Source organism: Paenibacillus sp. TSM33 (genome assembly GCF_056099025.1).
The window spans coordinates 200,433-226,709 of record NZ_JBLZXB010000018.1; the positions used below are offsets into that span (position 1 = coordinate 200,433).

Sequence of the window (26,277 nt, forward strand, 5' to 3'; positions counted from 1 at the left end):
AGGGGGCGTCCTTTTCTCTTACAAAAGTAATCCTGTGTCTCTTGCTTTTTGCACGGCTTCTTCTCGATTGTTGACTCCCAGCTTGTCATAGAGAGTGGAGGCGTAATTTCTTACTGTGCCGTTTGATAAATAAAGTTTCGAAGAAATTGTTTTATAACGGTTTCCTTGAGACAAAAGATTCAAAATCTCTAGTTCGCGTTTCGTTAAGCCATACTCTTTTCCATCTGACCTCGATTCGACTGACTCTTCTTTATCATTTTCATCCCACATTCTATGGAACAAATCTTGGTCAATTATCGTGCCTCCCCGATAGACGAGGCGAATCGTTTCAGCCAGTTCACGCGACTCTATGGATTTCAGCAAATACCCGTCAGCACCGCTTCGCATGATTTCCTTCGCCCTCTCTGTATCCTGAAACGTTGACAAGATGAGGACACGAGTGTCAGGCCATGTTTCCTTGATTATTTTGGTTGCACGAATCCCATCCTGATTGGGCATCTCCAAATCCATTAGTATTAAATCTGGCTTCAGGCTTCTGCACAATTCCACAGCTTGTTCTCCATCTTCAGCCACCCCTACTACCTGTAAGTCCTCCTGCCCGTCCAAGATTGTATGGAGACTGTCTCGAATAAACGAATGATCGTCGACGATACACAAGCGGATTCGTTCATCGGACAATTGTACCAGTCTGGGTAACACACATGAAATGAACGTCCCTTCGCCTTTTTCGGAGTATACAGTGACTCTTCCTTGTAACTGTGTCGCACGTTCTTTCATTGCAGTTAATCCGAAGCCATCCTTCCACTCCTCCACTCCGTCGCCATTATCCTGCACATCCAATCTCGTTTGTTGCGGCTCAAAATGCAGTGACACAATGATTTCAGTGGATTGTCCATGGCGCACGGCATTAGTCAGCGATTCCTGCAAGCTCCGATAGAACGTCATTTTCGCTTGTTTGGAGACTATGTACTCTTCCCCTATTATTCGAGTGCGTACATTTACTTGTGCATGTTTCTGGAACTCCTCTGCTAATTGTTGCAAAGTAACAGTCAAGGGAAGTGATTCTTGTGGTGAATCTATTTGATGCAAATAGGCTCTCACTTCCTCCATACTGTTACGGGCCAATTGCAATAATGAATCGATTTTTTGCTCTCCATCTTTTGTCGCTAATTCCGTACGCAATATTTCCAACCCCATAATGATCGAGGTATAGGAATGCCCCATTGTATCATGCAAATCTTTGGAAAGCCTATCGCGCTCCTCTAACAAAGTAATCCGCTCAATCTGAGATAGGTACTGTTCCAGCACAAGCTTCTGATTGCGAATAATTTCATTTTGGCGGTAATTAGAAACGAGTAAGTGAAAGGAAAATCCCATCGCAAAAGCCAGACCAATTTGTGGGATAATCGCCCATAGATCTGTTCCTGGGGAAAACATTGCAATGAGCAACGGAAACAAAACAATTGTGATAGAACCCGACCAACGGAATGATTTATGAGCACTATTTGCCGCGATCATAAAAGTTGGCATTAAAAATGCAAGATACGCCCCCGGAAATAGCAAGGTTAAGTAAAAGCAGACTCCGCCAAACAAAACCATCTCAGTAAACAGATAGTAGCGATAACTGAACATTAAACAAATCCAAGGTACTGAAAATGAGGCGACTTCCCAAAGAATGATGATCCAAAGGGGCACAGTTAAATGGTCCTGGTGTTGGATCGTAGTTATCATCAATGAGAACCAGATGACAAAACGTATACAAAGCAATAACCAGTCATACCAGAGCCATTGTTTCCAGGTTGTAAACAAATTATCACCCCTTAATAGCTTTGAACATGTAACGCGTGTACATTCCAACAATTTGAACTAGGCTGTTTCCAATGCGAGTATTGATCCAGACGAGAATACACCCAGCGAGCATGACACATATAGCCTTTTCCCATGAATCCACAGCGAATCCCAATAAGTATAGCTCAATATATTGAAAAAGTATCGGTGTAACGATAAATACGAGCGGAACTATGTACAATATAACGGCACATATGAGACTAATCACCCCAATAAAAAATTTCTGCATAAGCCAAAAAACGGCCCTCCAATTGCTACTATTAAGAATTGCTTCTCTCGCTTTCATCCATTTATCCCTCCCACCTTTTGTCCTTGTCAGGATTGGCTCTATCGATATATCCGTATAAACCTTCGTCTGAATGCGTTCATATTGGACAAATGTGTGAGTTGTTCGCAACACACACGCCAACAAGGGAATACCCACGAAGATAACCGTCATCGCCAACGCAAATGTAATGCTGGCCAAATAGAAGCAAAAATAAAACAGTCCAGATCCGAAGGTAAACAACAAAAAGTAGAAATCTTGCAACCTTTTTCGAGCTGATTCTTTCGTCATTTGAATCTCTCCTACTCTTTCTTTTCTTTGCTAATACGTTATGAATCGCCCTTCGAATCTAACTTATTATCTGTCACATACAGTAGTGTCAAAGTGTCATGATTTGTAGGTCATGACTATAAAACAAGCCGTACTACGCTCTATTTTTGATGTCATGCATTAGAAGACGAAAGGTCACTAGCTACTATGACTTGCCGCTTGCTACACTCGGTTCATACACGGGTGAGTCGACAACTCGGTGTGCTGACAAGAACATCGCAATCAAAAAAAGGAGAGTTCGAAAATGAAAAAAGCAATAAATAAAGCAAGCCTCGCACTGCTACTCATTTCTACCAGCATGATCTCTGCTTGTTCCCAACAATCATTAGAAGTTGGAGAATTAAAACCATCGACATCCACGGCCAATATTCAAATGACGAAAGCTCCCAATAATGCAAAAGAAGTAGAATCTTTTGCTGATCCATTATTCGTGGAAAAAATGAAGAAGTACAATGTGAACGGTTCAAGTTTTGTCGTCGTCCATGATGGAAAAGTCGTCGTTAATAAAGGATACGGTTATGCAGATAAAGAAAAGAAGATTCCGGTCAATAAGGACACGGTCTTCCAAATTGCTTCGGTTTCGAAAACTTTTACCGCCTTGGCCGTGATGCAACAAGTCGATAAAGGAAAGCTTAAGCTAGATCAAGATGTACAACGGTATCTCGGTGGGTTGAAAATACCCAATAAAACAGGAAAAGCCCTCACCTTATTTGATATGTTGACCTATACCAGCGGCGTAGATTATCCCGATATCACCACGATAACTGGACCCGAATACGTTAATCAAAATATATCGATGAAGGAGTTTATTCCTAAACATATGCCGACAGTGGTACGGTCGCCCGGTGAAGCTTATACGTATGACAACTTCTCATTTTTACTCGCAGGATATGCAGTAGAGAATGTTACGGGCATGCCTTTCTCACGATATATGGAAAAGAATATTTTTAAACCATTAGGCATGAAATCTACCAGTGTGCGCTTTACGCCTGACCTTCTCAAGAGAATGGCTACACATTACAGTCCCACTGGCGATCCTCATCCAACCTATGGGCACGCTCCAACTGATGGACCACAAGGAAGCATTTTGTCTACTGGAGAAGACATGTCAAAGTACATGATTATGCAGCTACAGAATGGAAAGTTTGGAGGTAAACAAATCGTAAGTAAAAAAAGCATGGATATGATGCATGCCTACCAAGTTTTCGCAGATAAGACGATTCCTATTGCGACAGTTGGATTTGAGACATATTTCAACGACTTTGCCAACGGTCAACATGTGGTATTAAAAGGCGGAAACATGCCGGGACATTCTTCGTTGATGGTTTTGGTGCCTGAACAAAAAACCGCATTTTTCATGTCCTACAATAATGATTCCATGATGAGTCTAGATGTGTACGATGCGTTCATGGATCATTATTTCCCTCAAACTATCACTGTGAAGAAACCAACGTACCACCAGTTAGCGGAAAAAGAAGCGCAAAAATACGTGGGTCTGTATCAAAATACACGTGTATTCGCGATTCGTACCCACTTTTCCTATGAGAATGGGGCGTTGGTCATGGAAGATGAAACTGCGGGAAAGCAAGTACTCAAAATGATTCACCCATTGTTGTTTGAAGATGCAGAAGGAAACAAGCTCGCTTTCCAGAAAAACAAAGCTGGAGAAATCGCGTATTTTTATTACACCAGCCCTAAAGGTCTAGGGGTTGTAGCTCAATCTCAGAAAATCAATCTCAAACCGTCTTTTGCAGATGTCCCGCAAAAGAGTAACTATAGAAGCCATATAGACAATCTTCATGCTTTAAACATCATGAATGCTAAAACAGGTAATCTATTTAACCCGAAGGGCACGATGACACAAGGGGAATTTGCTGACGCCTTGTTGCTCGCACATGGAGGTTATATTTTCCCAGACGAAATCGAAAAAATCAAGAAGCAACTCAAAGTAGGCATACCAAAATATGATCGCGCAACTCCGATTACCAGACAAGTCGCAGCAACCATGATTCAAAACTTGAAGCAGATTCAACCTGACCAAGCCACTCAGGTGAAATTGCTCGACGCTGCAGATGCCTGGGCGGTCCAGTCCATTCAAGCCCTTGCCTCACAGGGAATCGTAGATCCGGATACCATCATCAATACTGATGGCTCCTTTACCTTCCGTCCAAAGAACTTATTGCTGCGTCAAGAAGCGAGCGCCTTGCTCGATTTGGCTTTTGGCTATCATGCTTTGCCTATTAAACAGAAATAAAAAATGCCTTCACCAATTATCTGACGTCCCTTCTAACTTCTCCACCGCGTTGCCGCCTCCACCCTTATGTATAAGGCGTCCCATTATGGGACGCCTTTTTTCATTATGAAGTTGATTTGCAACTTACATTCTGGCCTTTGACTAGTGTCCCATCGCAATCCAATGAATCCATCCCTCACATGTCGGACCCGATTGTCTGCGTTCTACTGTAAGCACTGCCGAATACCTCTGTCGCTGGGTAACAGATACGATCACTCCCGGTACGCTCGCATTGGCGGTGATGGCATATTGTGTGTCTATAAAAGGCTTCTCAAACACAATGTTCACTTCGCTTGTAACCGCTTGGGTAGGAAGATAAAAGGAAATGCTGCCAAATTGAGTTGAAATCACTTCACTGTCAGTAGTCCCGTCATCGATCGCTAAGCCATCTTGAATGGCATTCCGACCTAATTCTTTTTCAGTATGAAAAGCTAGATTGGTATCTTGCTCGGGCAGGCGCATTCGCTGCTTTGGGCGCTGTCTTCCTTCCGCAATGTGAATACTGGTTATGGAACAATCCAATAACGAATCTTGCTCGGTCTGACCTTCCGTCTTCATAGATGCCATGTCGTGTTCCGTGCCGTATTCGGTATCTGAGTCAGGCACAGACAACAGCAGCACAGATGCTCGATTCATCTGCATCGCTTCTTCCAGCGTTTTGGGAAGCTTATGCTTTTTCCATGCCGCTTCCTCTACAGTTTGAACCGAGGTATTCTTCTCTACGGGGACTGGTACACTTGCCGTTCCACGCCGAGTGGGTCTGTGACTACCAGCAGGCGAAGCCGTTTTCTCCTTATTTACACGGGGAGAGGGGACTGTATTAGAAAGATTACGCCGTGCTATTTTTTTATCCTTAGGGCTATGGTTCGTGCGATGGTTCATGATGACCGCTCCTTTGACACAGGAGTGAACCAGCGGTCGCTCCGCTTCATTCACCCAGGTGGGAATCATGGCCTAATGCCTATGAGATAGCCTATGCACGTAACCGCGATCACGTCACTCCGTTGCGCAGTCTGTTATGATTTGAGTCCAGCGTTGGGCGGAATGCTGCCATAAAAATCGCCTCCGCACCTCGTCTAGTCCGGCTTCTCCCATCCGTTGCCGTAAGCCGGGCTGCTGGAGCAACCTGATGATGGCGTCGGCCATTTCCTGCTCACCGCGTGACGGATAAACAAGCCAGCCTGTCTTGCCGTGTTGCACAACTTCTGGAATACCACCGACTCGTGATGCAACCACAGGCACTCCTGCAGCCATAGCTTCCAGATTGACCAGCCCGAAGGCCTCATCCTCTATCGAAGGAACAGCTACCACATCAGCTAACTGGTATAACGAGGCCAATGCCGGATGCGGCACATAGCCCAGGAAGTGCACATGCCTCTCCAACCTTAGTTTGCGTATCTGCCGATGTAATGCTGCTGTGTACGGTGTGTGACGGTCGTGACCGTAATAGGCACTGCCTGCTATGAGCAGCAGCATGTCCGGACAAGTATAGACGATACGCCGTAGTGCCTTCAGCAGCCGATGAACTCCCTTCCCTGGCTTCAGTCTGCCTGCATATAACACGATTCGGCGGTCTGACCAGCCGAAATCGTCCAATCGTGCCGACCTGATCGCTTCTGCTGCAGGAGTCCACCGTGGCAGGAAATCACCCGGATGAATACCCAGCTTGTTGATGACGATGCGTTTTCTCACCGCATCGGGACTGTCAGAGGCCACGATTGCCCCCAAATACGCACTGTTCACAATAATACGATCCATTGGCAACAGCAGCCTACCCATGTCCTTCCGTTTGAGGTGAGGCTCCCGAATGAACGTGGTGGAATGCAAAGTCAGCACAATTTTGCTATCGGGCAAAGCCTCGCGAATGGCATGCGCAACTGCGGGACGGTTGTGTACATCTATAGCCGCAGGTGACCATCTCTTCAAATTAGCGATTACCTCGGGAATATAACCTGCTCCCCGCGTATAGCGCATACAAGGAATTCCGTCAATATCGCCGTGATCCGGTGTTTCTGCCCCTTTTATGCCATAGATCTGTGCCTGAAGCTTATGGCTAGCCAGCGGTACCATACGAGCAATTACCCGCTCCACTGAACTGCTGCGGGGCGAAGGTATAACAAAAGAGCCCGGTGTAATGACTGCTACCTTCAGCTTTTGCATCACCTCACCTACTTTCCTCACCTTATTCCCTCACCCTTCAACACTCATCTTGTATCATATCGTTTCTTGCTCTGAAAGGTGCTTGCCTTATGACTTTGGGCATATCGCAAGGCTAGCGTCCATGCCTGGCCGATCTTTGATACATATGATGGACTAGAATCACAATATGGTCAGTTGGATTGACGATAAGGAGGGCGGACATACTCATGTTGCATGTCGGCGTCATGCTCAACCCGGCAACTTACCGGGGCATTCCCGTCATGAGGACGCGTTATGAATCTATCGCCAATTACGAGGAGGCCGGGTTAAGCTACGAGCTGATCCCCTGCTTTCTTCGTCTGGAAGATATTCATATATCGACCGGAACATGCCGGGCTTTTGTTAAAAACGGCAACGAGTATCGGCAGATGACTCTTCCGTTGCCGCCAGTCATCCACAATCGCACTCTCTATCGGCAAAATGAAAATGCCCGCGATATCAACAGGCTGGTACACAAGGGATTCTATATTTTTAATGAACAAAACCGTTTCGGCAAAGACCATATACATGCAATTCTACAGGAAGATCCTCTGCTACACCCCCACCTGCCCAAAACATTGCAAGGCAACTCGTCCTCCATCCGTACCTTGATGGAGCAAACCGGGGATGTTGTAATTAAACCTAGCAGCGGTAGCGTGGGTAGAGGTATTATGCGGCTGAGGCATTCCGGCGGAAGCTGGACATTGCAATGTGCTCATCCAACGATACCTGAACGTTGGTCCACACTACGGTTAAATGTCGGAGAACTCCCTTTATTTCTGCATAAGCGACTGATGCATGTGCCTCATATCGTTCAGGAAACCATTCCGCTTGCTTTGTGCGACAATCGTCCATTTGATATCCGTGTGACCGTTCAGCGCGGATATGGAGGTATCTGGGGCGTGACAGGCATGTTTGCCAAAATTGCTCCATCCCACACTTTCGTCTCCAATGTAGCCCAGGGCGGTACGGCCCGTTCCCTACCAGAGGTGTTATCACGAACAGAGACGGTGCAAACCTCAAACATACCCCGGCTGATGAATGAGCTAGAGAGACTCTCATTGCAAATCGTTCACCGATTGGCACTACACCTGCCCCGTCTCGCCGATGTCGGACTGGATCTGGGAATTACCCATGAAGGCAAGATTATTTTTATCGAGTGCAACGGTCGTGATCAGCGCTATGGCTTTAGCCAGGCAGGCATGAGTAATGTCTGGAAAGAAACATACGCTCAGCCGATGGCTTACGCTCGTTGGCTTCTCGAACGAATGTCTTCGTCAGGCACCGAACGTTCACCAGGCCGTCCCCTGTATTGATTTACGTCACATTCTGTGTCAATATAGTTCAGAGCGGCCGGACAGGTTCCGGCCAAGACGGCTCGGAAATGAACAAGGGGGATCTGTAATGGCAAAACAGTGGCTGCGGCTTATGACGGAGCTATCATCGCGCAAGTGGGTGTGCCGGATTGTGGGCTCCTTCGCGCAAAGCGGTGCAAGCCGACTTTTTATCCCCACCTTTATACGTACGTACCAGATCCAGACGCATGAGGCGGAACAGGATTGGAAAGAATACCGCTCCCTGAACGCCTATTTTACACGCAAATTAAAAGCGGGCATGCGCCCGATTGATACGAACGCCGAGGTGATGACCAGTCCGGTGGATGCACGGATTACGTTTACCGGCCCAATTACGTCTGGCACTCTTTTGAATGTCAAGGGGCAAGACTATACGCTGGAAGAGCTTCTTAACCGCTCTCCGCGTCTTGAGAAGTACACACACGGCTATGCTTTTGTGCTCTATCTCAGCCCGACAGATTACCATCGCATTCATGCACCGGTATCCGGTACACTGGTAGAAAAGGAGCATCTGCGCGGCAAAGTATACCCAGTGAATGACTTTGGTTTGCAACATATGAGGGGAGTTCTTAGCCGCAATGAACGACAGATTACGTACATGGCCCACGAATATGGTGAGGTGGCAGTCGTCAAGGTTGGCGCAATGAATGTGAGCAGCATCAAATATACGGATGAACAAGCGACTTCATGGACAAAAGGTGACGATCTCGCCTATTTTGAATTTGGCTCAACCGTCGTTTTGCTAACTGAAAACGGCACATTTGAGCCCGACCCCGCATTGAAGCTGGGGGATGTGGTGAAAATGGGACAACGTCTTGGTAGCTTTCGACACGATCCTAAGGCATAAATGAAGGATTGCAACAAAAAAACAGCTGTACTTTGAGCATTGGGATCGAATGATTCAAATGCTCAAATGAAAAAGGACCCAGCGTAACTGCTCCGGTCCTTTTTGATTTATCTTTTATATTCGTCATGCGCTAATAGCTTATCGAATCTCAGACGGACTTTTTCCTGTATACTGCTTGAATTGGCGGCTGAAAAAAAAGATGTCGCGGTACCCCAAAGCCTCCGCCACCTCAGTTACATTCATTCCGGCATGTAGCAACAGATGCTGTGCGCGCTCAATCCGCATGCTGATAATATGAGATTGCACGGAAACACCTAGCAGCTCCTTGAATTTTATCGAAAAATAACGCGGTGACAGCCCTGCACGTGCTGCCAAATCCTCGACTCGATGAGGAAGTCCCGGATGCTGGCGCACGTAGTTGGCCGTTTCTCGGATGACCTCGGTGAGCTGGTTACTGGCCTGTTGCTCCTGCGGTTCCCTCCGGTCTGCACGCAGCAGATGAATCATCAGTTGCTTCAGGATCAGCTGGCCCTCCTCATCAGCCCCATAAGCACGCTCCAGGCGCAGACGCACATATCTGGCAAGCATATGCTCCACCTCGAACGTTTCCTCCAGCATACGGTAGCTGGCTGGAATTTGCTTGGGTTGTTCGGTGAGATCAAAATGAATATAAGTAAGTATGAGCGGCTTTTGCGGATTATGTGTGGCACGGGTATCGTCTCCCGGTTTGAACAGAAAGCAGCTGCCCTTGCTCACCGGATAGGATTCCCCGTTTAATACAACCGTTCCTTCTCCACTCCATACATAAAATAAATCATAGTTTGGCATCGGCTTTTCGCGTACCTGCCATTTCCAGCCCGGCTCGCACACAATTTTGGCAAAGGCCGGCAGCAAGATAAACGATGACGCAGATGTATCCAACAAAATCTGCACCTCCCTTGGTTCATCTCTGGTTGTCCTGTTATCCCGTTATTTTATAATATAAGCGCAGCACCACGATTAAGCAAAAAATACATTCTTATGCCCCCTAATGCTTGTGCGTGACGCTTACCGTGTGTAATGCTATAATATGTAATCAAAATGACTTGGAAGGATGAAACGGGAATGAATCCACTGGCAGCGCAGTTAAATCAAAACATTCAGACAGGCAACGAGCATGTATATCAAATGCTTTCTCTTTTAGGTAAAGAGATTTATTTTCCAAAAGAAGGGATTTTGAGTCAATCCGCTGAGGCAGGGAAACTTGCCAAAAAGTATAATGCTACGATCGGGATTGCTACTGAAGGCAATGGTCCTATGCATTTGGAGGTTATTCAGGAGAAGCTGTCCGCTTACAGTCCCAAGGATTTGTATCCTTACGCTCCCCCTGCGGGCAAGCCTGAACTTCGTAGCGTATGGCGTGACAAAATGCTGAAAGAAAATCCTTCACTGGCTGGAAAAGGCTACGGCCTTCCTGTAGTTACGAACGCGCTGACCCACGGTTTGAGCATCGTTGCCGACCTGTTTACGGATGAAGGAGATGCTGTCATTTATCCAGATAAAAACTGGGAGAACTATGAACTGACTTTCGGTATTCGCCGCCATGGACGTTTGGTGAATTTCCCGTTGTTTACAGAGGATCACCGTTTTAATAGTGAGGGATTACGCGAGGCGCTACTGGCGCAGAAAGAATACGGTAAAGCGATCGTTGTACTGAACTTCCCAAACAACCCGACAGGCTACACACCGGGCCTTGAAGAGGGTAAAGCAATTGTCGCTGCCATTCAGGAAGCGGCGGAAGCAGGCATCAATGTCGTAGTTGTGACAGATGACGCTTATTTTGGCCTGTTCTTCGAGGACTCTCTGCATGAATCACTATTCGGTCAGCTAGCCGGGCTTCATCCGAGAATTTTACCAGTCAAAATTGACGGAGCTACCAAAGAAGAATTCGTTTGGGGCTTCCGTGTCGGATTTATTACCTTTGCTTCGGAGCATCAGGATGTACTGAGCGCACTGGAACAAAAAACACTAGGGATTATCCGGGCAACGATTTCGAGCGGTCCTCACCCATCTCAAACCTTCGTACTGGATGCTCTCAAATCAGCCGATTTTGAACAACAGAAAAATGAAAAGTTCCAAATTATGAAGGGGCGGGCTAATAAAGTAAAAGCGTTGCTCGATAGCGGAAAATACGGAGATGTATGGAGCTACTATCCTTTCAATTCAGGCTATTTTATGTGTCTCAAGCTGAACGGCTTGTCTGCTGAACGACTGCGTACACATTTGCTAGAACAATATGGAGTCGGCACGATTGCACTGGGTGAATACGATCTCCGTATCGCGTTCTCATGTATCGAAGAAGAGTATCTGGAAGACCTGTATGACATTGTGTATCGTGGCGCACAAGATTTGTTGAACGCCTAATTTATATCAAGCTAAATATATAGATAACTAGCGGTATGCCGGATATTAGGGCATACCGCTTTTTGGGTCGGCTGACTATTGCCTATCACACGTCCAACAATTACCCTTCCGCAGCAAGCAGAGATTCCTGTGCCAGTGGCAGCAGGATGACGACCTCCGTTCCGACTCCGGGCTCACTTTCATAGCGTATACTTCCGTTCATCGCTTCAATAATTCGAAAGGAAACGACCGTTCCCAGTCCTGTTCCTACCTCTTTGGTTGAAAAAAACAAAGTACCCACTCGTTCGAGATGCTCCTGGCTCATGCCTTTTCCAGTATCCCTGATACTCAGACATGCCTGCTCTTCCTGAATCGCCAGCTTTATGTATACACTGCCTCCATCTTCCGCAGCTTCAATCGCATTTTTCGTCACATGTATTAACGCCTGTAACAGCTGGTTACGATCTGTATGTACGTAAATTTCATTCTTTAGCTCTGTATACAGCCTTACGCCTTGCTTGGTCGCCATTGGCTTCAGAAGCAAAACGATCTGCTGAACCATGCCAGACAGATCCATTCGTTCTGTGTTCCCAATCTGCGGTCTGGATAAGTTCAGATAATCGCTAATAATTCTTTCAGCCCGATCCACCTCTGCCAGTGCCAAAGCAACATATCTGCGATTTTTCCCTTCTAATCCTGACTGAACCATTTGCAGGAACCCTTTTACGACGGTTAAAGGATTCCGTACTTCATGAGCCATAGAGGCTGCCAGTTCACCCAACGTATTCAGACGCTCGGCATATTTAATTTTTCTTCTCATTTCTTCCCGCTCCAAACTAAACTCCATCCAGAAAGAAGAGGCTCCAATACTTAGGAATTGAATCACACCGAACCAGAGTATTGAGCGAATCAGCTCAATCTCATCCTCATCCAGTCTGCCATTGATCCAAGAATGTATTAAAAGAAAAATCAGCATAACTCCAGTGATCCATATACTCATTACCATATTCATGCCCACTCGAAGCAACATGCTTTTGAGCCTCATAAATTTTTTTCTTACCAAGAGAGGTCCCAAATAACACAACATCATGCTCGGAAGCCCCACCACCATAGACTCTGGGCCTACATACATACGCGCCATTACCATTAGCGTCACATTCATTAGACCTGCCTTGGGACCAAAATATAAAACAGAGAGAATCAAAGGAACATACCGAAGATCCCAATATAATCCGTACCAAATGTACGAAAACATAAGACAAAGCACAGAAGAAACACCCAGCACCCCTCCCATAAGCAGCGGGGTATGCTTCCTATGCCGATGATCCGACAAAGCGCTATATACGAGTAACGGTACAAACACAAGAAATATGTTCACGAGCAGCTTATCTACCAGCATCTCGTCTTTCCCACTTTCCAAGTGATAATGATTACATACTTCTTCTATTCTCGATAATACGTACCTTTTCCTCTCTCATCTCCTGCATCTGATGAAAAATATAGGGCGATTCGGCAACACACCAGAACATTGGCCCACGCAATCCGGAAACCCACTTCATAAGATACGATGTATCCTTTATCACAATGACCGAGAGGAGAATGAGCATGGGAGCAGAAGAAACAAGAGGCGGTTACGGTGGTTACGGCGCATTCACAAGCACAGGAACAATTTTGGTACTGTTCATTTTGTTAGTTATCATCAGCAAAACGATCTTCGTTTAAGCAGACCGATATCTGCACCCACGACTACCATAAGCAGTGAATGTACAAAAAAGGCTAATCCTCAGGCAGCTCAGCTTTTGCTGCTTGCGAATTAGCCTTTACTTTATTGACACAGATATGGATCACACTTCTTCCTCATCCTGTCCGTCCAAACGCCATTTTTTGGCTTGAGTACCCCGGAGCAGGAACACAACAAGGACTCCTCCAACCAACGTGAGCAATGTAGACAGTAAATCCTCCGTTCCTTTTGCCAGAAAAGGAAGCCACAGCACCACCGCAGCCGGCAACGTCAACCGAACAACAAAGTCAAGAAAAGACGCACGGCGACTATGTGCAGGAATCGGATATAGCTGAAGCCACAACGAATCCTTGTGATACTGTCTTAATGATGTAATCTGAACACCTATGAGGAATATAAAAAACAAATATACGGCAATACCAATCCAGCTAGCATGGGTGATATATATAATTAACAGACCCAGAATACCTAGCCGAATGACAATGCCTGCTGGCTCTGTACGCAAGAACGTCTTAAACAGCAGGTAACGATACGCTCCCCTCCTGTTCCAAGGTATGTTGCCACCCAGCCAGGACAGCCAGCGGCGCGGCGTCACTCTCTGTGTAAGGGCAGGCACATCGACAAACCAGCCCAACGTACGCATCACGCGGGCAGCCTGCATAGCCTCTGTGCGGATCAGTTTTTCCCAAGCCACTAGCAGCTTGACCGGCAAACGCAGAACAAGCATGTACACCACGCCAACCAATACGATAAACGGCAAGCTGTGTAGCGGGGGCTGCCATAGCCATGCGGCTATCATCAGCACAGCCAGCACCCACCGCAGTAGTCGATAGCCTACACTCGCGCCAACCGATACCATGCGAAGCTCCTGCCAGCCGCCGTAGCTAAATAACACCTTCAGCAGCACGAACAGCAGCAGAGTCAGTAGCAGCGGCTTAGGCGCAGCATCACTGCGGATATACAGCGGCCACAAAATAATGGACAGCAGCAACAAACCAAATATTTTATATACCACGCCTCGAATCCGACTGGCTTTAAAATACTGTGGCATCGCGTGCTCCTGGGGACGAAGGAAGACAATATCTGCGGCATTCAAATACGTTCGAAAGCTCGCATGCGCAATTGGAATAGCTACAATAAGCATGATCCAGCGGATGGGCAAATCCGGCGGAATATGCATCAGCAGCGACGTGTACCATGCGGCAAAAGCAATCAGCGCAAAGCCGAAGACCACCGCCAGGCCGCTCTGAATGACATAGCCCAAATAAGGCAGCACCTGTCCCCAGAACGCTAGACGTCTCTCTTTATGCAAACGTTGCAAATCCATGCTCATTCCCTGCCCTGTACCAGCTCATAAAATGCATCTTCCAGCGGCATGCCCGGCTTACCCGCCTGTGCTGTCACTTCGTCCAGTGTACCCTGAGCGATAATGGCACCCTGATGAAGCACAATGAAACGATCGCAATAATTTTCAATCGTGGACAAAATATGAGAACTGAGCAAAATAGACGAGCCCGCACGCTTCATCTCCATCATAAAGTCAAGCAGGGAACGAATGCCGAGCGGGTCCAAACCCAAAAAAGGCTCATCTATGACATACAACGGCGGCCCCGCTAAAAATGCGCACATAATCATCACTTTCTGGCGCATCCCTTTGGAGAGATGCATCGACATACTTCCACTTTTATCCCGCATACGGAACAAGTCCAGCATTTGATCACTGCGCGTGCGAAAATCTGCTTCGCTGACTCCGTACGCTCTGGCCGTGAACTCCATATGCTCCATCACTGTCATTTCAGGATACAGCTCTGGAGCTTCGGGTACAAAAGCAATAGCTCCCTGATACGCCTCGGGATTCTCATCCTGCTTATGCCCCTGTACGCGAATTTCTCCGGCCTGTGGTGTCATCAGACCCAAAATGTGCTTCATCGTCGTACTTTTCCCGGCCCCGTTAAGACCGATCAATCCCACCATTTCGCCCGGCTTCACATCGAGCGAAATCTGATGCAACACCGGGCGTTTGGCGCTGTATCCACCGGTCAGTCCGTTAATTTGCAACACAGGCTGTTGTTCCATGGCTCCCCCTCTTCTCCCTTACTCGTTCGGTTTTGATCCTTTTTCCTTCAGCCATCTTGGCGCACCCTTGTTTTTACGATCACGCTCGCGCTGTGCCTTTCCTGCTTTGGACAAGGCTGCTCCTTTGCTCTTGCCTGGAGCTGAACCGTTCACGGAATTCCTGCCTGGACGTCCTGCTTCAGTCCGAACAGGTGTCTTGCGGTTTTCCGTCACTGTTCCATTGGAAATGGATCTAGTCTCAGACGGCCTTACAGGGGCACGTTTGGCATCCGCCGGGCGCGGCACCACAACTCGACCTCCATACAACGCACGCTCTGCAATATCGATTCCCAGTTCACGGGAAAACTTACGCATGATGAACGTTTCGCGGTCGGTCACAACCGACACCACTAATCCTTTGCGTCCCATACGTCCTGTCCGCCCTGCGCGGTGAACATAAGCTTGACTATCCGTAGCCGGGTCAAAATGAATGACCATTTCAAGCCCCTCAATATCCAGACCACGGGCTGCCACATCGGAAGCGACCAGCACTTTGAGCTTGTCCTCTCGGAATCGGGCCAACACGTTGCTGCGCGTGACTTTATCTGCATCTCCATACAAGGATGCCGTAGTTAGACCCATATGCTTAAGCTTGGCTTCAATTTCTCCGATGGCATTGGTTGTATTCACGAACACCAGCGCTTTTCTCGGATTAAAATGTCGTACCAGACGGCGCAGCATGTCCACCTTATCCCGTTCTTCGGATACAAAGTAATAATGTTCCAGTCCACTGGCCGTCTTCTGGTCGGGATCAATCCCTATTTCTACATAATCAGGCATCTCCCGTTGTGCCAGCGACTGAATTTCATTATTCAGCGTGGCGGACAGGAATACCAATTGACGGTCACGTTGGGCAGAGCCCAGTATATGGGTCACATCGCCTGCTCCGCCGAGCTGGAACATCTGATCCACCTCATCGATGACAATCGTTGTAATATTGTGCATCTTCAGCTTTTTCGAAGCGATGAGTTCCCGTACACGTCCTGGTGTGCCTACCACAAGCTGTGGGTGATCCTTTAGCTTTTCGATTTGGCGCTTGATGGCCGCCCCACCAATCAGACCCAGTACACGGATTCCACGATGCTCTCCGTAGCGTTGACCCTCACGTACAATTTGCATGGCCAATTCCTGGCTTGGAGCCAGTATCAGCTTTTGCGTCGCCTTTTTCTGTGGGTCAATGGCTTGTAGCAGCGGTAGCAAATAAGCCAGTGTTTTGCCTGTGCCGGTTTGCGAGCGCGCCAATACATGTTTTCCCTTCATTATTTCCGGTATAGCCTCTGCCTGAACAGGCGAAGGCTGTGTAATTTCATGCTCAGTCAGTTTGGCTAACAGATCTTGTTCAACGCCGAGCGCTTCAAAATTCAATGTCATGAAAAGGTCCAACCCCTATACGTAAATTCGTTACTCTCCATTATATGCGAAAATAGCCTTGTTACCAAATCACAAAAATAAAAGATGTCCCTCACCACACCTAATGGCTACGGGACATCTATTATTTCTTATTCATCACACCATGCCACAGCCTGTCGATCAGTCTGGGAGCTAATTGATACAGCTTGAGAAAAGGAGATACCCACTGTGGCAGATTAACCTCCTCCTTGCCAAGCTCCATCGCTCTTACGATATGCTGTGCTACCTTATCAGGTTGCAGCATAAACCAGCCAACATTCCGCACATAACCCCCGGAAGGATCTGCCAGCTCAAAAAACGGTGTATCAATCGGCCCGGGGTTAATCGTCGTTACGGTCACTCCACTTCCGCGCAGTTCTTGCCGGAGCGCATTACTGAAACCGAGTAACGCATGCTTCGTGGCCGTATAAGAAGCCGATTTGGCTGTCCCGATTTTCCCGGCCATCGATGCTACATTCACAATCTGCCCACAGCTCCGCTCTGTCATTTGCGGCAGAAACGCCTTAATGCAGCGAACGACCCCCATATAATTCACGTCCATCATTTGTTCAAACTCTGACAAGTCGGTTTCGTGAAAATACTCAAACTTTCCGTACCCCGCATTGTTGAGCAATATATCAACCCGTCCGTACTTTTCCAATACTCGTGCAGCAACAGCCTCTACCTGCTCCTTGCAAGTTACGTCCAGCGGGATCAGCTCATGCCTGCCGCTAATTCCCGCAGATACTTGCTTCAATCGCTCCTGCGAACGCGCCGTTAAAATAGGAATTGCGCCCTTTGCGCTCAGCAATTGAGCGCAAAGGGCACCAATTCCACTGGATGCACCTGTAATCACAATTACCTTATCCTGCAATGTACTCATGGACATCCCTCCACATTAAAGAAACTTGCTCCTTTAATATTAAGAGATCATCACCTGAATATCCAGCTCACCGATTCCTTCCACGGATAGCGGAATACAAAGAGCACGCTGAGGCACAAAAGTGGTCAGGTTTTCTGATTTCATGACCTGCGGAGGAGTGATATCCACGACAATTCCCTGACTGGACAAAATGGTACTGGCATTGCCACTAATCATATTGCCCAATTCCGAAATTGCGCTTTTTCCCATCTCATCAATTTCAGTCAACACAAATCCGCCCATCATCGCTGATACCATACGTAGCGCCACCTGTTCATTTAGGCCGAACACAATATTTCCGCTAAGCTGTCCGGTCATCCCGATCATAATCCAGATATGGTCGTCCACCAGCTCAACATTTTTCACACCGAGATTTCCGGGTAAAGGAGATACTTGGATCAATTGTTCAATGACCCGTCTCGCCGACTCCAAAAAAGGATTTATCACTTCTGCCTTCACGATCATTGCGCCCCTTTACGATGGGCTTTTAGACACACAACAAAAGTCCCATTTAAATTTGAGTTTTTATTTAAATAATGCTATATAACGACTCAACCTGCAATAAAATGCTCTCTATATCACTTATCGACAGCAGTTCGGCAATTTTTTATAGCTAAAGCACAAAAAATGTGAATAATGTCCTATATCTTTACTTCATACCGAATTTAGACTGGTTATTTTTAAAGTATATCAGGACTTTAGTCTTTATTTCCCAATATACCACACTTTACGGTGTACTGCTTCGATTCATTGCCCTTCCTGCTCGAATAACCTATAATCTAATGAAATAAAGCATAACGATGGTTTTACATATTAACAAGTAGATTGGCTAAACTCAGTCTATACAGCTGCGACAAGCTAAAGAAAAGAGAGGAGGAACTTCATGAACATCAGTCAACTTGAAACGCTTATCATGATTTCCAAAACGATGAGCTTCCGTAAAGCCGGAGAGCTTCTCAATTTGACGCAGCCGGCGGTGTCCGCCCAAATCAAAAGTCTGGAGGATGAGTTCAAAACCATTCTGATTGACCGCAACCAGCCCGTCACCCTGACCGACCGGGGAGTTGTTTTTTTGGAACACGCCGAGCGCATATTGGAGGTAGTTGAGGAATTAAGACAGAGATTGTACGACTTAAACGAAACACCGCAAGGTCACATTGTGCTGGGTACCACAACATCCATCGCCATTCAAATTTTACCGCGTGTGCTCTCCTACTTTCAGGATCAGTTCCCTCTCATCAAAACCTCCATTCAATCGATGGCTTCCTCGATGATCTATCAGCAGGTGGAGAACGGACTTATTGATGTGGGTATCGGTTATCTGATCGAACGTAATCCCAATTTAAGCACTTCAGTTCTGTACTATGATTCCTTTGAACTTGTCGTGTCTCCTACGCATCCGCTGGCCTCGCAACCACACGCTACCATTGAAGCCCTTCGGGAAATTCCGCTCATTCTGCTCTCTCCCGATACGGTGGGACGGAAATTCGTGGACGATGTTTTTAAAAAGCACCAAATCGTGCCCCATGTCGTGATCGAGTTGTCCAGCAGTGAGGAAGTTAAACGGATGGTCGAAATCAATCTCGGGGCTGCCATCATTTCCAGACTGTCAGTCACTTCTGAACTGCGTACAGGCACATTAAAAATGATCCATATCCCCGAGCTGGAAGTTAGTCATCCAGTAGGGGTGATTTATAAGTCCGGCCGTTATCTAAACTCAGCAATGCAGCAATTTTTAAGCGATCTGAAGGGGATGCCGGAGACGAATTTCACCAGTTCTGAATAACGTAATTCGCTATGAACAACATACACAATATAAACCTTGGTTACGAAAGGAAGACAGTCCATGAAATTTGATCTGCACACCCATCATTTCCGCTGCGGTCATGCAGACGGCAACATTCGGGATTACATCGAAGCAGGTATTCAATCAGGCTTACAAGCTATTGGTATTTCCGACCATTCCCCCTTCCTATGTAGCGAAAAGGATCAGGCTTTTCCTAAAATTTACATGGCCAAGTCAGAGCTTGCTGAATATGTAAAAGAGGTGCAGGAGCTTAAGAAGGAATACGAGGGCCGTATTGACGTGCTTCTTGGATTGGAAACGGATTATTTCCCTGATTTTGCTGAATTGTATCGTTCTACTTTGGCTCCTTATCCATTTGATTACCTTATCGGGTCGATTCACAATGTTGAAGGGGACAGCATTTTTAACCGCAACCGTTGGAAAAAACTAAGTGACGCTCGTAAAGTCGAGGTCAAACAAGCCTACTATGCGCTCATTCAGCAATCTGCGCGAAGCGGCATGTTTCAGATTTTAGGTCATATTGACGCAATGAAAGGGAACTTCCCTGCCTTTTCAGACATTCCGGCCGATGAAGCCATTGACGAAACCTTGCAAGTGATTGCAGCATCCAATGTGGCGATTGAAATTAATACTTCAGGTAAAACCAAGCTGAGTGGCGGATGGTATCCGTCTGCTTCTATTTTAGAAAGAGCGCATCATTTTGGTGTGGAGGTTACTTTTGGTTCGGATGCCCATAAGCCTTCGCGGGTAGGCGACGATTGGGAAGACGTAAAAGCAATGCTGAAGGATATCGGCTTCCGGGAATGGGTTTATTTTAAAGAAAAACGTAAAATTCCTGTGGCGCTTTAAAAGGCATGAAAGGCGGGAATCGCTGTTGCAATGGGATGCTTAGGTATTCTTATATATAGCAATAATCCCATTGCAAAAGCGAACGCTATGCTTCTCCAGATTCAAATCCTCGCTCTGCTACCAATCGCCTTAAACCGTACAGCTCCATTATTTTAATAAACAACATCTTGTGTGAGGAGAATTACATATGCAATTGGAAGATCCTATGGACAAGCTCAAAAAGCTAAAGCATGACATCACGCGATTTATGCTCATCTATAAGTTTGCGCTCGACGAAATGGAAACCAAGATTGAAATATTAAAACAGGAATTTCAAGCGTTGCACGATTACAGCCCTATTGAGCATACCAAATCACGTCTTAAATCTCCTGAGAGCATCATGAACAAAATGCTTCGAAAAAATAGCGAGTTATCGCTGGATGCTATCAAAAATTCTATCAAGGATATCGCGGGCTTGCGTATTACCTGCTCTTTTATTTCTGACATTTATGATGTCAGTAACATGCTTCAGAGACAGAGTGACCTCAAGGTGCTGGAAATCAAGGATTACATCAAGAATCCCAAGCCAAATGGTTATCAGAGTCTACATTTGCTGATTCAAGTTCCTGTATTCATGTCAGACTGTGAGGAACTAGTCTGCGTAGAGGTGCAGATTCGAACCATTGCGATGGATTTTTGGGCAAGCCTGGAACATAAAATCTTTTATAAATACAACCAGTCTGTTCCCGAGAGTCTGACACGTGAATTAAAGAACGCAGCGGATTCCGCCAATGCGCTGGATCTGCAAATGGAACGTCTGCATCGTGAAATCAAGGAGATTAAAGATGCCAGAGGTGAAGAAGACTCTATGGAAGAGCTTCGAAAGATTATGATTAATAATCAGCAAATTACGGTGCCAGCCAATTTTTTGAAGCTTCTAGGGGAATAATTTTAATCAACCAATAGCATAATTATTCAAAAAATGAAGAATAGAGTCATTGATTAAGATGGGCTGCTCTCTAAGCATGTGCGGTCGATGACTACAAACCGGAGCAACTAGATAACGTGAATCTTGGACCCATGAGCATAATTCCTGAAGCTGCTCTTCTGTGGCAAAGTCGTCATGTTCACCGGCGATAAATAATGCAGGTCACGTAATGCGGCTTAACTCATTACGTGTCAATTGCGGATATTGGCGCCAATCCTGAGCGCTCTGACGCATAAATTCCTGCCAATTACCTTGATGTGCTTCCTCATGGCGTTCCATCATTTGATGGATCATTTCAACTCCACTACAGCCAATGGTGGGAACGGTGTCCTGTATCTTTTACATTCCTTAGTCCGTATATCTTAATATAAATGAAAACCATTCCGTGGGGAGTGATGTAAGTATGAAAAAGGTACTTGTTTTAGGTGGAACGCGCTTTTTCGGCAAGCGACTGGTGGAACGTCTGCTGGACAGTTCCGAGAACTCCGTTACCATTCTCACGCGCGGTCACACAAACGATTCGTTTGGTGACCGCGTTCAACGGATCTGTGCAGACCGTACAGACCCGCAAGCGCTCGCAGAGGCGGTAGGTGAGCAAGTGTGGGACATTGTTTATGATAATATTTGCTATTCCCCAGATGAAGCCAGCGAAGCCTGTCGTATTTTTGATGCTAAAACCCAAAGGTATATTATGACCTCCAGCCTATCTGTCTATGATTCAAGCCCGGAAGCGGTAACAGAGAATATCTTCGATGCTCAGGCTTATCCAGTTCGCCAGGGCGAAAAGGACGATTTTACATATCAAGAGGCTAAACGGCAGGCTGAAGCAGTTTTTACGCAGCAAGCTACATTCCCTGTAGTGGCTGTTCGTTTTCCGATTGTATTGGGAACAGATGATTATACGAAAAGACTTCATTTTCATATTGAACATGTTCGTGCAGGCCAGGAAATCGGAGTACCTAATCCCACAGCCCATATCTCATTTATTCGTTCCGATGAAGCCGCAGATTTTCTGCTTTGGCTTGGGTCTGCTCATTTAACAGGCCCTGTAAATGCTTGCTCCGACGGTACAGTAAGGATTGGAGATATCATTTCCATTATCGAGCAGGTCACGGGAAAACAAGCTGTGATCCAAGAAAAAACAGCAGACGAGCATATGTCTCCATTCGGTATTACACAGTCGTGGTACATGGATACATCCAATGCCCAGTCAGAGGGATACTCATTCCTCTCCCTAAACGAATGGTTACCAGAGCTGGTAATCAGCCTGAACCGTACCTATGAATCATAAAAAAAGAGGACCCGAAGCTTCGGGTCCCAGCAATATATATGATTCAAAGGGGGTCATGTCTATGTTGTACCCAGTCTATATTAAAGTAGTTTTGCAGTTATATTTCATTTTTGTTACAAAATGAAACATAGACAGGATCTGTCCAATCCATATTATCTCGAATTAAAGAACCAAAAAAAGAGGACCCGAATGATCGGGTCCCAGCAACATATATTATTCAAAAGGGGGTCATGTCTGTATTGTACCCGTCCTGTGTTAGAGTTGCTTTGCAGTTATATTTCATCTTTGTAACAAAATATTCCAATGTCATTTCTAGGCATAATCCCCTTGGGTCATCGAAAATACCAATACACTCGGCACCTCTCCTAAGGGATCATAGGCACCAATGGTCCGCAGCAGGCGCATCTTATTTTTCATAAGCACACGCATCGAAGCGTGGTTATTCTCTTGGCAACGACTTTCGATCCGCTTCAGCTTCAGAGACTCGAAACCAAAGTTCAGCATTTCTCCCACGACTTCTGTAGCCAATCCCTGTCCCCAAAAAGGCCGATCCAGAATATAGCCCAGTTGTGCCTCACCCGTCCTTTCATTCCATTGCTGAAAAGAAACGATACCGAGCAACGGTGAGGAGGTCCGTTTGTTGAATTCATCATGCAGATTGCTTTCTCCTGTATTTCTCCGATGCCATTCCACTGCGAAATGCAGAGAATCCAGGGAGTCAGCAGATATTTTAATTTGCGCAACCAGGCGCCTCATTCTGGCATAGACTGGCTTGCGAATTCGATTCACATATTGGATTACCAATGGATCGGATAAGATCCGCTCCAGCGCAGGATAATCCTCCGCTCTTAGCTGGCGCAATCGGACTCGGCGAGTGTAAAGCTCCGGCAATCCGAGACGAAGCATTTCTCTGGTCAGCACAATGTTCCCTCCTGCGGATGGATTCTGCTTTTAGCTATGCATATTTCCATACTTAATCCAGGTCCTGAATTCCGCGGTAAATACCGGTACGCAGTTCTCGAATATAATATGCCAAGGAAGGAACATCTGCCTCCTCTGCTTGTTTTACTGCCAATTCTATATCATAGGGTACACGTACAAACTGAATGGAAAAAGGCGTGAGCTGCTCCTCTCCCCATTGCCCCGCTAAAATGCAGTAGGAAGCCTGGGTGATATCCAACGGATTCCCGACACTCCCAACGTTAAAAAGTGTTTTCCCCTGAAAATGCTGAATAAAAGCATTATGCACATCACCATATCCCACGACCTCTGGAGCAAAAGGTACTTTTCCACTTTCCTCTGCTAGTGGATCAAACATGGCAAGCCTTTTGGCCGGCTCATCCCATGGCTGCACACGGTGATACACACTTTGCGGCGAGGCATGCACCAAGCGGATACGACGTCCGCTCATTCTGAAATCATAATGAAACGGTAACTGTGCCAAATACTGTACTCGCTCTGCACCCAAACGTTCGGCTTGCCAGCTAAAATGGAGATCATCGGTTATGCTAACCAACTCATCCCAATTGCCTCTAACGACGACTTCACAATGTTGGCGGATAGCATCCAGCACCTCGCACGGGCTAGGCCCTTTGCCGATCAGATCCCCCAAACAAAACACACGGCTAATGCCTCGGGAAGCAATATCCTCCAGCACCGCCTCACAAGCAGGCCAATTGCCATGAATATCTGAAATGACAGCAACACGATCCATCTGAATCTCACTCCTTTGTCCCGAAACGACTACATCTCTACACTACATTCAAGCCAACATTATGTAGTTCCAACATATATGATGAAGATGAAAAAAAAGATCATGGCCTATTGGCCAGATTTTAACGTAATCACACTAAGCTCCGGTCTGCACAGCACCCGTATCGGCAAATGTGTCATCCCAATGCCGCGGCTGACATACAGTGGCATTCTATCCGTCCCCACATGAAACAATCCCTGAATGTACTTGCGTCCACCTGGGGGCGGCATCGGTGCTCCAATGACCGGCAAACGTACCTGTCCCCCATGTGTATGTCCTGACAATTGAAGATCAAAGGACATTTGTGCCGCCACATCTGCATAGTCCGGCTCATGCATCAGCAGCAGCTTGCACATCTCATCAGGCAGTCCGTGGATAGCACGCTGCGGATTGGGCTTGCCCATGATGTTATCCTCTAAACCGACAATGGCCACACGTTGTCCCGCGCGCTCTATAACCGTATGCTCGTTTCTCAGCAGCGTAAACCCAGTTTTGGGATATAGCTCCTGAACGCCGGCTGGCAAGCCTCTATAATCATGATTGCCCAGAATAGCAAACTTGCCAAGGGTAGCGTGCATGGAAGCCATAACTGGAACAGCAGCCTTCATAGATACGGAATAATCATCTACAATATCTCCTGTAAAACAGAGCAAATCCGGCTCCAGACCTGCTATCTGGTCCGCCAGCTCACGCAGATCCTGCTCATCCATATGAAACCCCAAGTGTACATCACTGAAATGCACCACCCTAATTCCGTCAAATGCAGACGGAAGACGAGGGAGAGACAAATTGAAGCGTGTAATCTCCAAATGATTAGGCTCCCACAAGGAAGCATATCCTCCAGCCAGAAGTGCAGTTCCTGCAGTGGCCAAAGCCGCTTTCTTCAAAAAACGGCGGCGGGAAGGATTGGCTGGCTCATTTGATAAGGAACGCCGCGAAGAACCGGGAGGGATAGCGGCCTCCTGTTGTAGGCCATCCTGACTCTCGCGGCGGATTTGCGGCCTCTTCTCCATATGCGTTCCCCCTTTGCGATCTATTCCTCTATCTCATTTGTCAGAAATTTTTACTGTTCACGAAAGCTTTAGCGATGAGTGGATAACCACTGCTCTGCATAGTCAACCAAATCCCGTTGCCTTGCGAAAAAACATGAAGCCTCTCCAATGTTCACCCGCGTAAAGGATGTGGGACATTCCCGTTCAAAATCAAGTCCCAGCTGCTCAAAATCATCCGAGGTAATATTATAATCCTGAAAAGACACCCACGCTTTAGTCCCATCCACCATCATAGGGGCTTGATTCGTGACAATTTCACGTCCATTGTAGGCTGTTCGATATTCTGCCAAATGTAAAGAGGTGTTACTGTCATGTCCGCAGCCCAGCAACAGTACATAGGCATCTGCCTCATACAGCTTTGCCAAGGGCGAATGCTCACCCAGCCCAAAATCAAGCTCGTGCGCTTCCAGCAAGCCTGAAGCAGCAGGTCCACGCGCCGCCAGAGAGACGTGTGGATGCGCGCTGCGCACTGTTCCCGGCAGGCCACGGAACGTTTCTACAATGACGCCCATCCCTCCGGTCAGCGTCCAGGCTGGATCATAAGCGGGCATTTCCTCGCGTACCAGTTCCCACCATGACTCCTCCAGAGGCGGGTTCATCCAGGTGGATGGATCTGTCAAGTCGTGTGACTGTGTTGGCATCACCAGCGTCCCTTCCGGACCAATCGCTTCGGTTAATGCGGCAAGAATGGTGGAGGCCCCGCCAGGAACAAAGCGTCCAAAGCTGCGCATCGACGAGTGAACAAGCAATGTCATGCCGCTCCGAACTCCCAGCTCCTTTAATCCTTTCATTACATCCGACCTCGTGACGGGTCGATTCGTTATCGGTTGCACAGTCACCTGTCCAGCCTCCTTTTCTCCAAAACGATACACAATACTATAATTATACCATAA

At 46.8% G+C, this 26,277-nt stretch carries 25 protein-coding genes; 9 read left to right on the forward strand and 16 right to left on the reverse strand.

What is annotated here, in order from left to right; all coding sequences use genetic code 11:
• Positions 1-18 precede the first annotated feature (18 nt).
• Both ACN6NF_RS19960 and ACN6NF_RS19965 read right to left on the reverse strand, forming a co-directional pair.
• A complete protein-coding gene (locus ACN6NF_RS19960; RefSeq protein ID WP_474319254.1) occupies positions 19-1,809 on the reverse strand; it encodes a response regulator in 1,791 nt (596 codons plus the stop codon).
• Positions 1,810-1,813: 4 nt separating this feature from the next.
• Complete coding sequence (locus tag ACN6NF_RS19965) at positions 1,814-2,404, reverse strand: sensor domain-containing protein (RefSeq protein WP_474319255.1); 591 nt, start codon at positions 2,402-2,404, stop codon at positions 1,814-1,816.
• 283 nt (positions 2,405-2,687) lie between these two features.
• Here ACN6NF_RS19965 and ACN6NF_RS19970 point away from each other — a divergent pair, with 283 nt between their 5' ends.
• Entirely contained in the window at positions 2,688-4,697 is a 2,010-nt protein-coding gene (locus ACN6NF_RS19970) for a serine hydrolase (RefSeq protein ID WP_474319256.1), read from the forward strand.
• A 141-nt stretch (positions 4,698-4,838) separates the two neighbouring features.
• Here ACN6NF_RS19970 and ACN6NF_RS19975 read toward each other — a convergent pair whose 3' ends face one another.
• Positions 4,839-5,687 carry a WIAG-tail domain gene (locus ACN6NF_RS19975; protein ID WP_474319257.1) on the reverse strand — a complete coding sequence of 283 codons (849 nt, stop codon included), beginning with the start codon at positions 5,685-5,687 and terminating at the stop codon, positions 4,839-4,841.
• A gap of 45 nt (positions 5,688-5,732) precedes the next feature.
• Positions 5,733-6,896, reverse strand: a complete 1,164-nt coding sequence (locus ACN6NF_RS19980) for a glycosyltransferase family 4 protein (RefSeq protein ID WP_474319401.1) — start codon at positions 6,894-6,896, stop codon at positions 5,733-5,735.
• A 206-nt stretch (positions 6,897-7,102) separates the two neighbouring features.
• On the opposite strand from ACN6NF_RS19980, the gene ACN6NF_RS19985 reads away from it, so the two are divergent.
• Both ACN6NF_RS19985 and asd read left to right on the forward strand, forming a co-directional pair.
• Entirely contained in the window at positions 7,103-8,230 is a 1,128-nt protein-coding gene (locus tag ACN6NF_RS19985) for a YheC/YheD family endospore coat-associated protein (protein WP_474319258.1), read from the forward strand.
• An 88-nt stretch (positions 8,231-8,318) separates the two neighbouring features.
• Positions 8,319-9,116 carry an archaetidylserine decarboxylase gene (gene asd, locus ACN6NF_RS19990; RefSeq protein ID WP_016820056.1) on the forward strand — a complete coding sequence of 266 codons (798 nt, stop codon included), beginning with the start codon at positions 8,319-8,321 and terminating at the stop codon, positions 9,114-9,116.
• Between the two features lie 138 nt (positions 9,117-9,254).
• Here asd and ACN6NF_RS19995 read toward each other — a convergent pair whose 3' ends face one another.
• Positions 9,255-10,040, reverse strand: coding sequence for a helix-turn-helix domain-containing protein (locus tag ACN6NF_RS19995; protein ID WP_474319259.1), 786 nt, complete (start codon positions 10,038-10,040; stop codon positions 9,255-9,257).
• A 180-nt stretch (positions 10,041-10,220) separates the two neighbouring features.
• On the opposite strand from ACN6NF_RS19995, the gene ACN6NF_RS20000 reads away from it, so the two are divergent.
• Complete coding sequence (locus ACN6NF_RS20000) at positions 10,221-11,519, forward strand: aminotransferase class I/II-fold pyridoxal phosphate-dependent enzyme (protein ID WP_474319261.1); 1,299 nt, start codon at positions 10,221-10,223, stop codon at positions 11,517-11,519.
• Positions 11,520-11,619: 100 nt separating this feature from the next.
• On the opposite strand, the gene ACN6NF_RS20005 is transcribed toward ACN6NF_RS20000, so the two are convergent.
• Positions 11,620-12,897 (reverse strand): ATP-binding protein, encoded by a 1,278-nt coding sequence (locus ACN6NF_RS20005; protein ID WP_474319402.1) that lies wholly within the window; start codon positions 12,895-12,897, stop codon positions 11,620-11,622.
• A gap of 206 nt (positions 12,898-13,103) precedes the next feature.
• Here ACN6NF_RS20005 and ACN6NF_RS20010 point away from each other — a divergent pair, with 206 nt between their 5' ends.
• Positions 13,104-13,220, forward strand: a complete 117-nt coding sequence (locus tag ACN6NF_RS20010; RefSeq protein WP_013372853.1) for a hypothetical protein — start codon at positions 13,104-13,106, stop codon at positions 13,218-13,220.
• A gap of 122 nt (positions 13,221-13,342) precedes the next feature.
• Here the strand turns inward: ACN6NF_RS20010 and ACN6NF_RS20015 are convergent, their stop codons facing one another.
• The 5 genes from ACN6NF_RS20015 to ACN6NF_RS20035 all read right to left on the reverse strand — a co-directional run bounded on the left by ACN6NF_RS20015 (position 13,343) and on the right by ACN6NF_RS20035 (position 18,124).
• Positions 13,343-14,566: an ABC transporter permease gene (locus ACN6NF_RS20015; protein ID WP_474319262.1), complete on the reverse strand. Its 1,224-nt coding sequence runs from the start codon at positions 14,564-14,566 to the stop codon at positions 13,343-13,345.
• A 2-nt stretch (positions 14,567-14,568) separates the two neighbouring features.
• Positions 14,569-15,315 (reverse strand): ABC transporter ATP-binding protein, encoded by a 747-nt coding sequence (locus ACN6NF_RS20020; RefSeq protein WP_474319263.1) that lies wholly within the window; start codon positions 15,313-15,315, stop codon positions 14,569-14,571.
• 18 nt (positions 15,316-15,333) lie between these two features.
• A complete protein-coding gene (locus ACN6NF_RS20025; protein ID WP_474319264.1) occupies positions 15,334-16,725 on the reverse strand; it encodes a DEAD/DEAH box helicase in 1,392 nt (463 codons plus the stop codon).
• Positions 16,726-16,846: 121 nt separating this feature from the next.
• The gene (locus tag ACN6NF_RS20030) at positions 16,847-17,626 is read right to left on the reverse strand and encodes an SDR family NAD(P)-dependent oxidoreductase (protein ID WP_474319266.1); all 780 of its coding nucleotides are present in this window, start codon (positions 17,624-17,626) and stop codon (positions 16,847-16,849) included.
• Between the two features lie 39 nt (positions 17,627-17,665).
• Positions 17,666-18,124 carry a chemotaxis protein CheX gene (locus ACN6NF_RS20035; RefSeq protein ID WP_025365744.1) on the reverse strand — a complete coding sequence of 153 codons (459 nt, stop codon included), beginning with the start codon at positions 18,122-18,124 and terminating at the stop codon, positions 17,666-17,668.
• 424 nt (positions 18,125-18,548) lie between these two features.
• On the opposite strand from ACN6NF_RS20035, the gene ACN6NF_RS20040 reads away from it, so the two are divergent.
• From ACN6NF_RS20040 to ACN6NF_RS20050, 3 genes are all read left to right on the forward strand, one after another.
• On the forward strand, positions 18,549-19,451 hold the full coding sequence (locus ACN6NF_RS20040; RefSeq protein WP_474319268.1) for a LysR family transcriptional regulator: 903 nt from the start codon (positions 18,549-18,551) through the stop codon (positions 19,449-19,451).
• Positions 19,452-19,511: 60 nt separating this feature from the next.
• Positions 19,512-20,321, forward strand: a complete 810-nt coding sequence (locus ACN6NF_RS20045; RefSeq protein WP_017427306.1) for a histidinol-phosphatase — start codon at positions 19,512-19,514, stop codon at positions 20,319-20,321.
• A 187-nt stretch (positions 20,322-20,508) separates the two neighbouring features.
• A complete protein-coding gene (locus tag ACN6NF_RS20050; protein WP_474319269.1) occupies positions 20,509-21,249 on the forward strand; it encodes a GTP pyrophosphokinase in 741 nt (246 codons plus the stop codon).
• A 201-nt stretch (positions 21,250-21,450) separates the two neighbouring features.
• Here ACN6NF_RS20050 and ACN6NF_RS20055 read toward each other — a convergent pair whose 3' ends face one another.
• Positions 21,451-21,582 carry a hypothetical protein gene (locus ACN6NF_RS20055; RefSeq protein WP_474319270.1) on the reverse strand — a complete coding sequence of 44 codons (132 nt, stop codon included), beginning with the start codon at positions 21,580-21,582 and terminating at the stop codon, positions 21,451-21,453.
• Positions 21,583-21,691: 109 nt separating this feature from the next.
• Between ACN6NF_RS20055 and ACN6NF_RS20060 the strand changes: the two genes are divergently transcribed.
• Complete coding sequence (locus ACN6NF_RS20060; RefSeq protein ID WP_474319271.1) at positions 21,692-22,579, forward strand: NAD-dependent epimerase/dehydratase family protein; 888 nt, start codon at positions 21,692-21,694, stop codon at positions 22,577-22,579.
• Between the two features lie 312 nt (positions 22,580-22,891).
• Here the strand turns inward: ACN6NF_RS20060 and ACN6NF_RS20065 are convergent, their stop codons facing one another.
• From ACN6NF_RS20065 to ACN6NF_RS20080, 4 genes are all read right to left on the reverse strand, one after another.
• Positions 22,892-23,500 (reverse strand): GNAT family N-acetyltransferase, encoded by a 609-nt coding sequence (locus ACN6NF_RS20065; protein WP_017427303.1) that lies wholly within the window; start codon positions 23,498-23,500, stop codon positions 22,892-22,894.
• 52 nt (positions 23,501-23,552) lie between these two features.
• The gene (locus ACN6NF_RS20070) at positions 23,553-24,293 is read right to left on the reverse strand and encodes a metallophosphoesterase family protein (RefSeq protein WP_474319272.1); all 741 of its coding nucleotides are present in this window, start codon (positions 24,291-24,293) and stop codon (positions 23,553-23,555) included.
• 107 nt (positions 24,294-24,400) lie between these two features.
• Entirely contained in the window at positions 24,401-25,345 is a 945-nt protein-coding gene (locus ACN6NF_RS20075; protein WP_017427301.1) for a metallophosphoesterase, read from the reverse strand.
• 68 nt (positions 25,346-25,413) lie between these two features.
• Positions 25,414-26,223, reverse strand: a complete 810-nt coding sequence (locus tag ACN6NF_RS20080) for an AAC(3) family N-acetyltransferase (RefSeq protein ID WP_474319273.1) — start codon at positions 26,221-26,223, stop codon at positions 25,414-25,416.
• Positions 26,224-26,277: the final 54 nt, after the last annotated feature.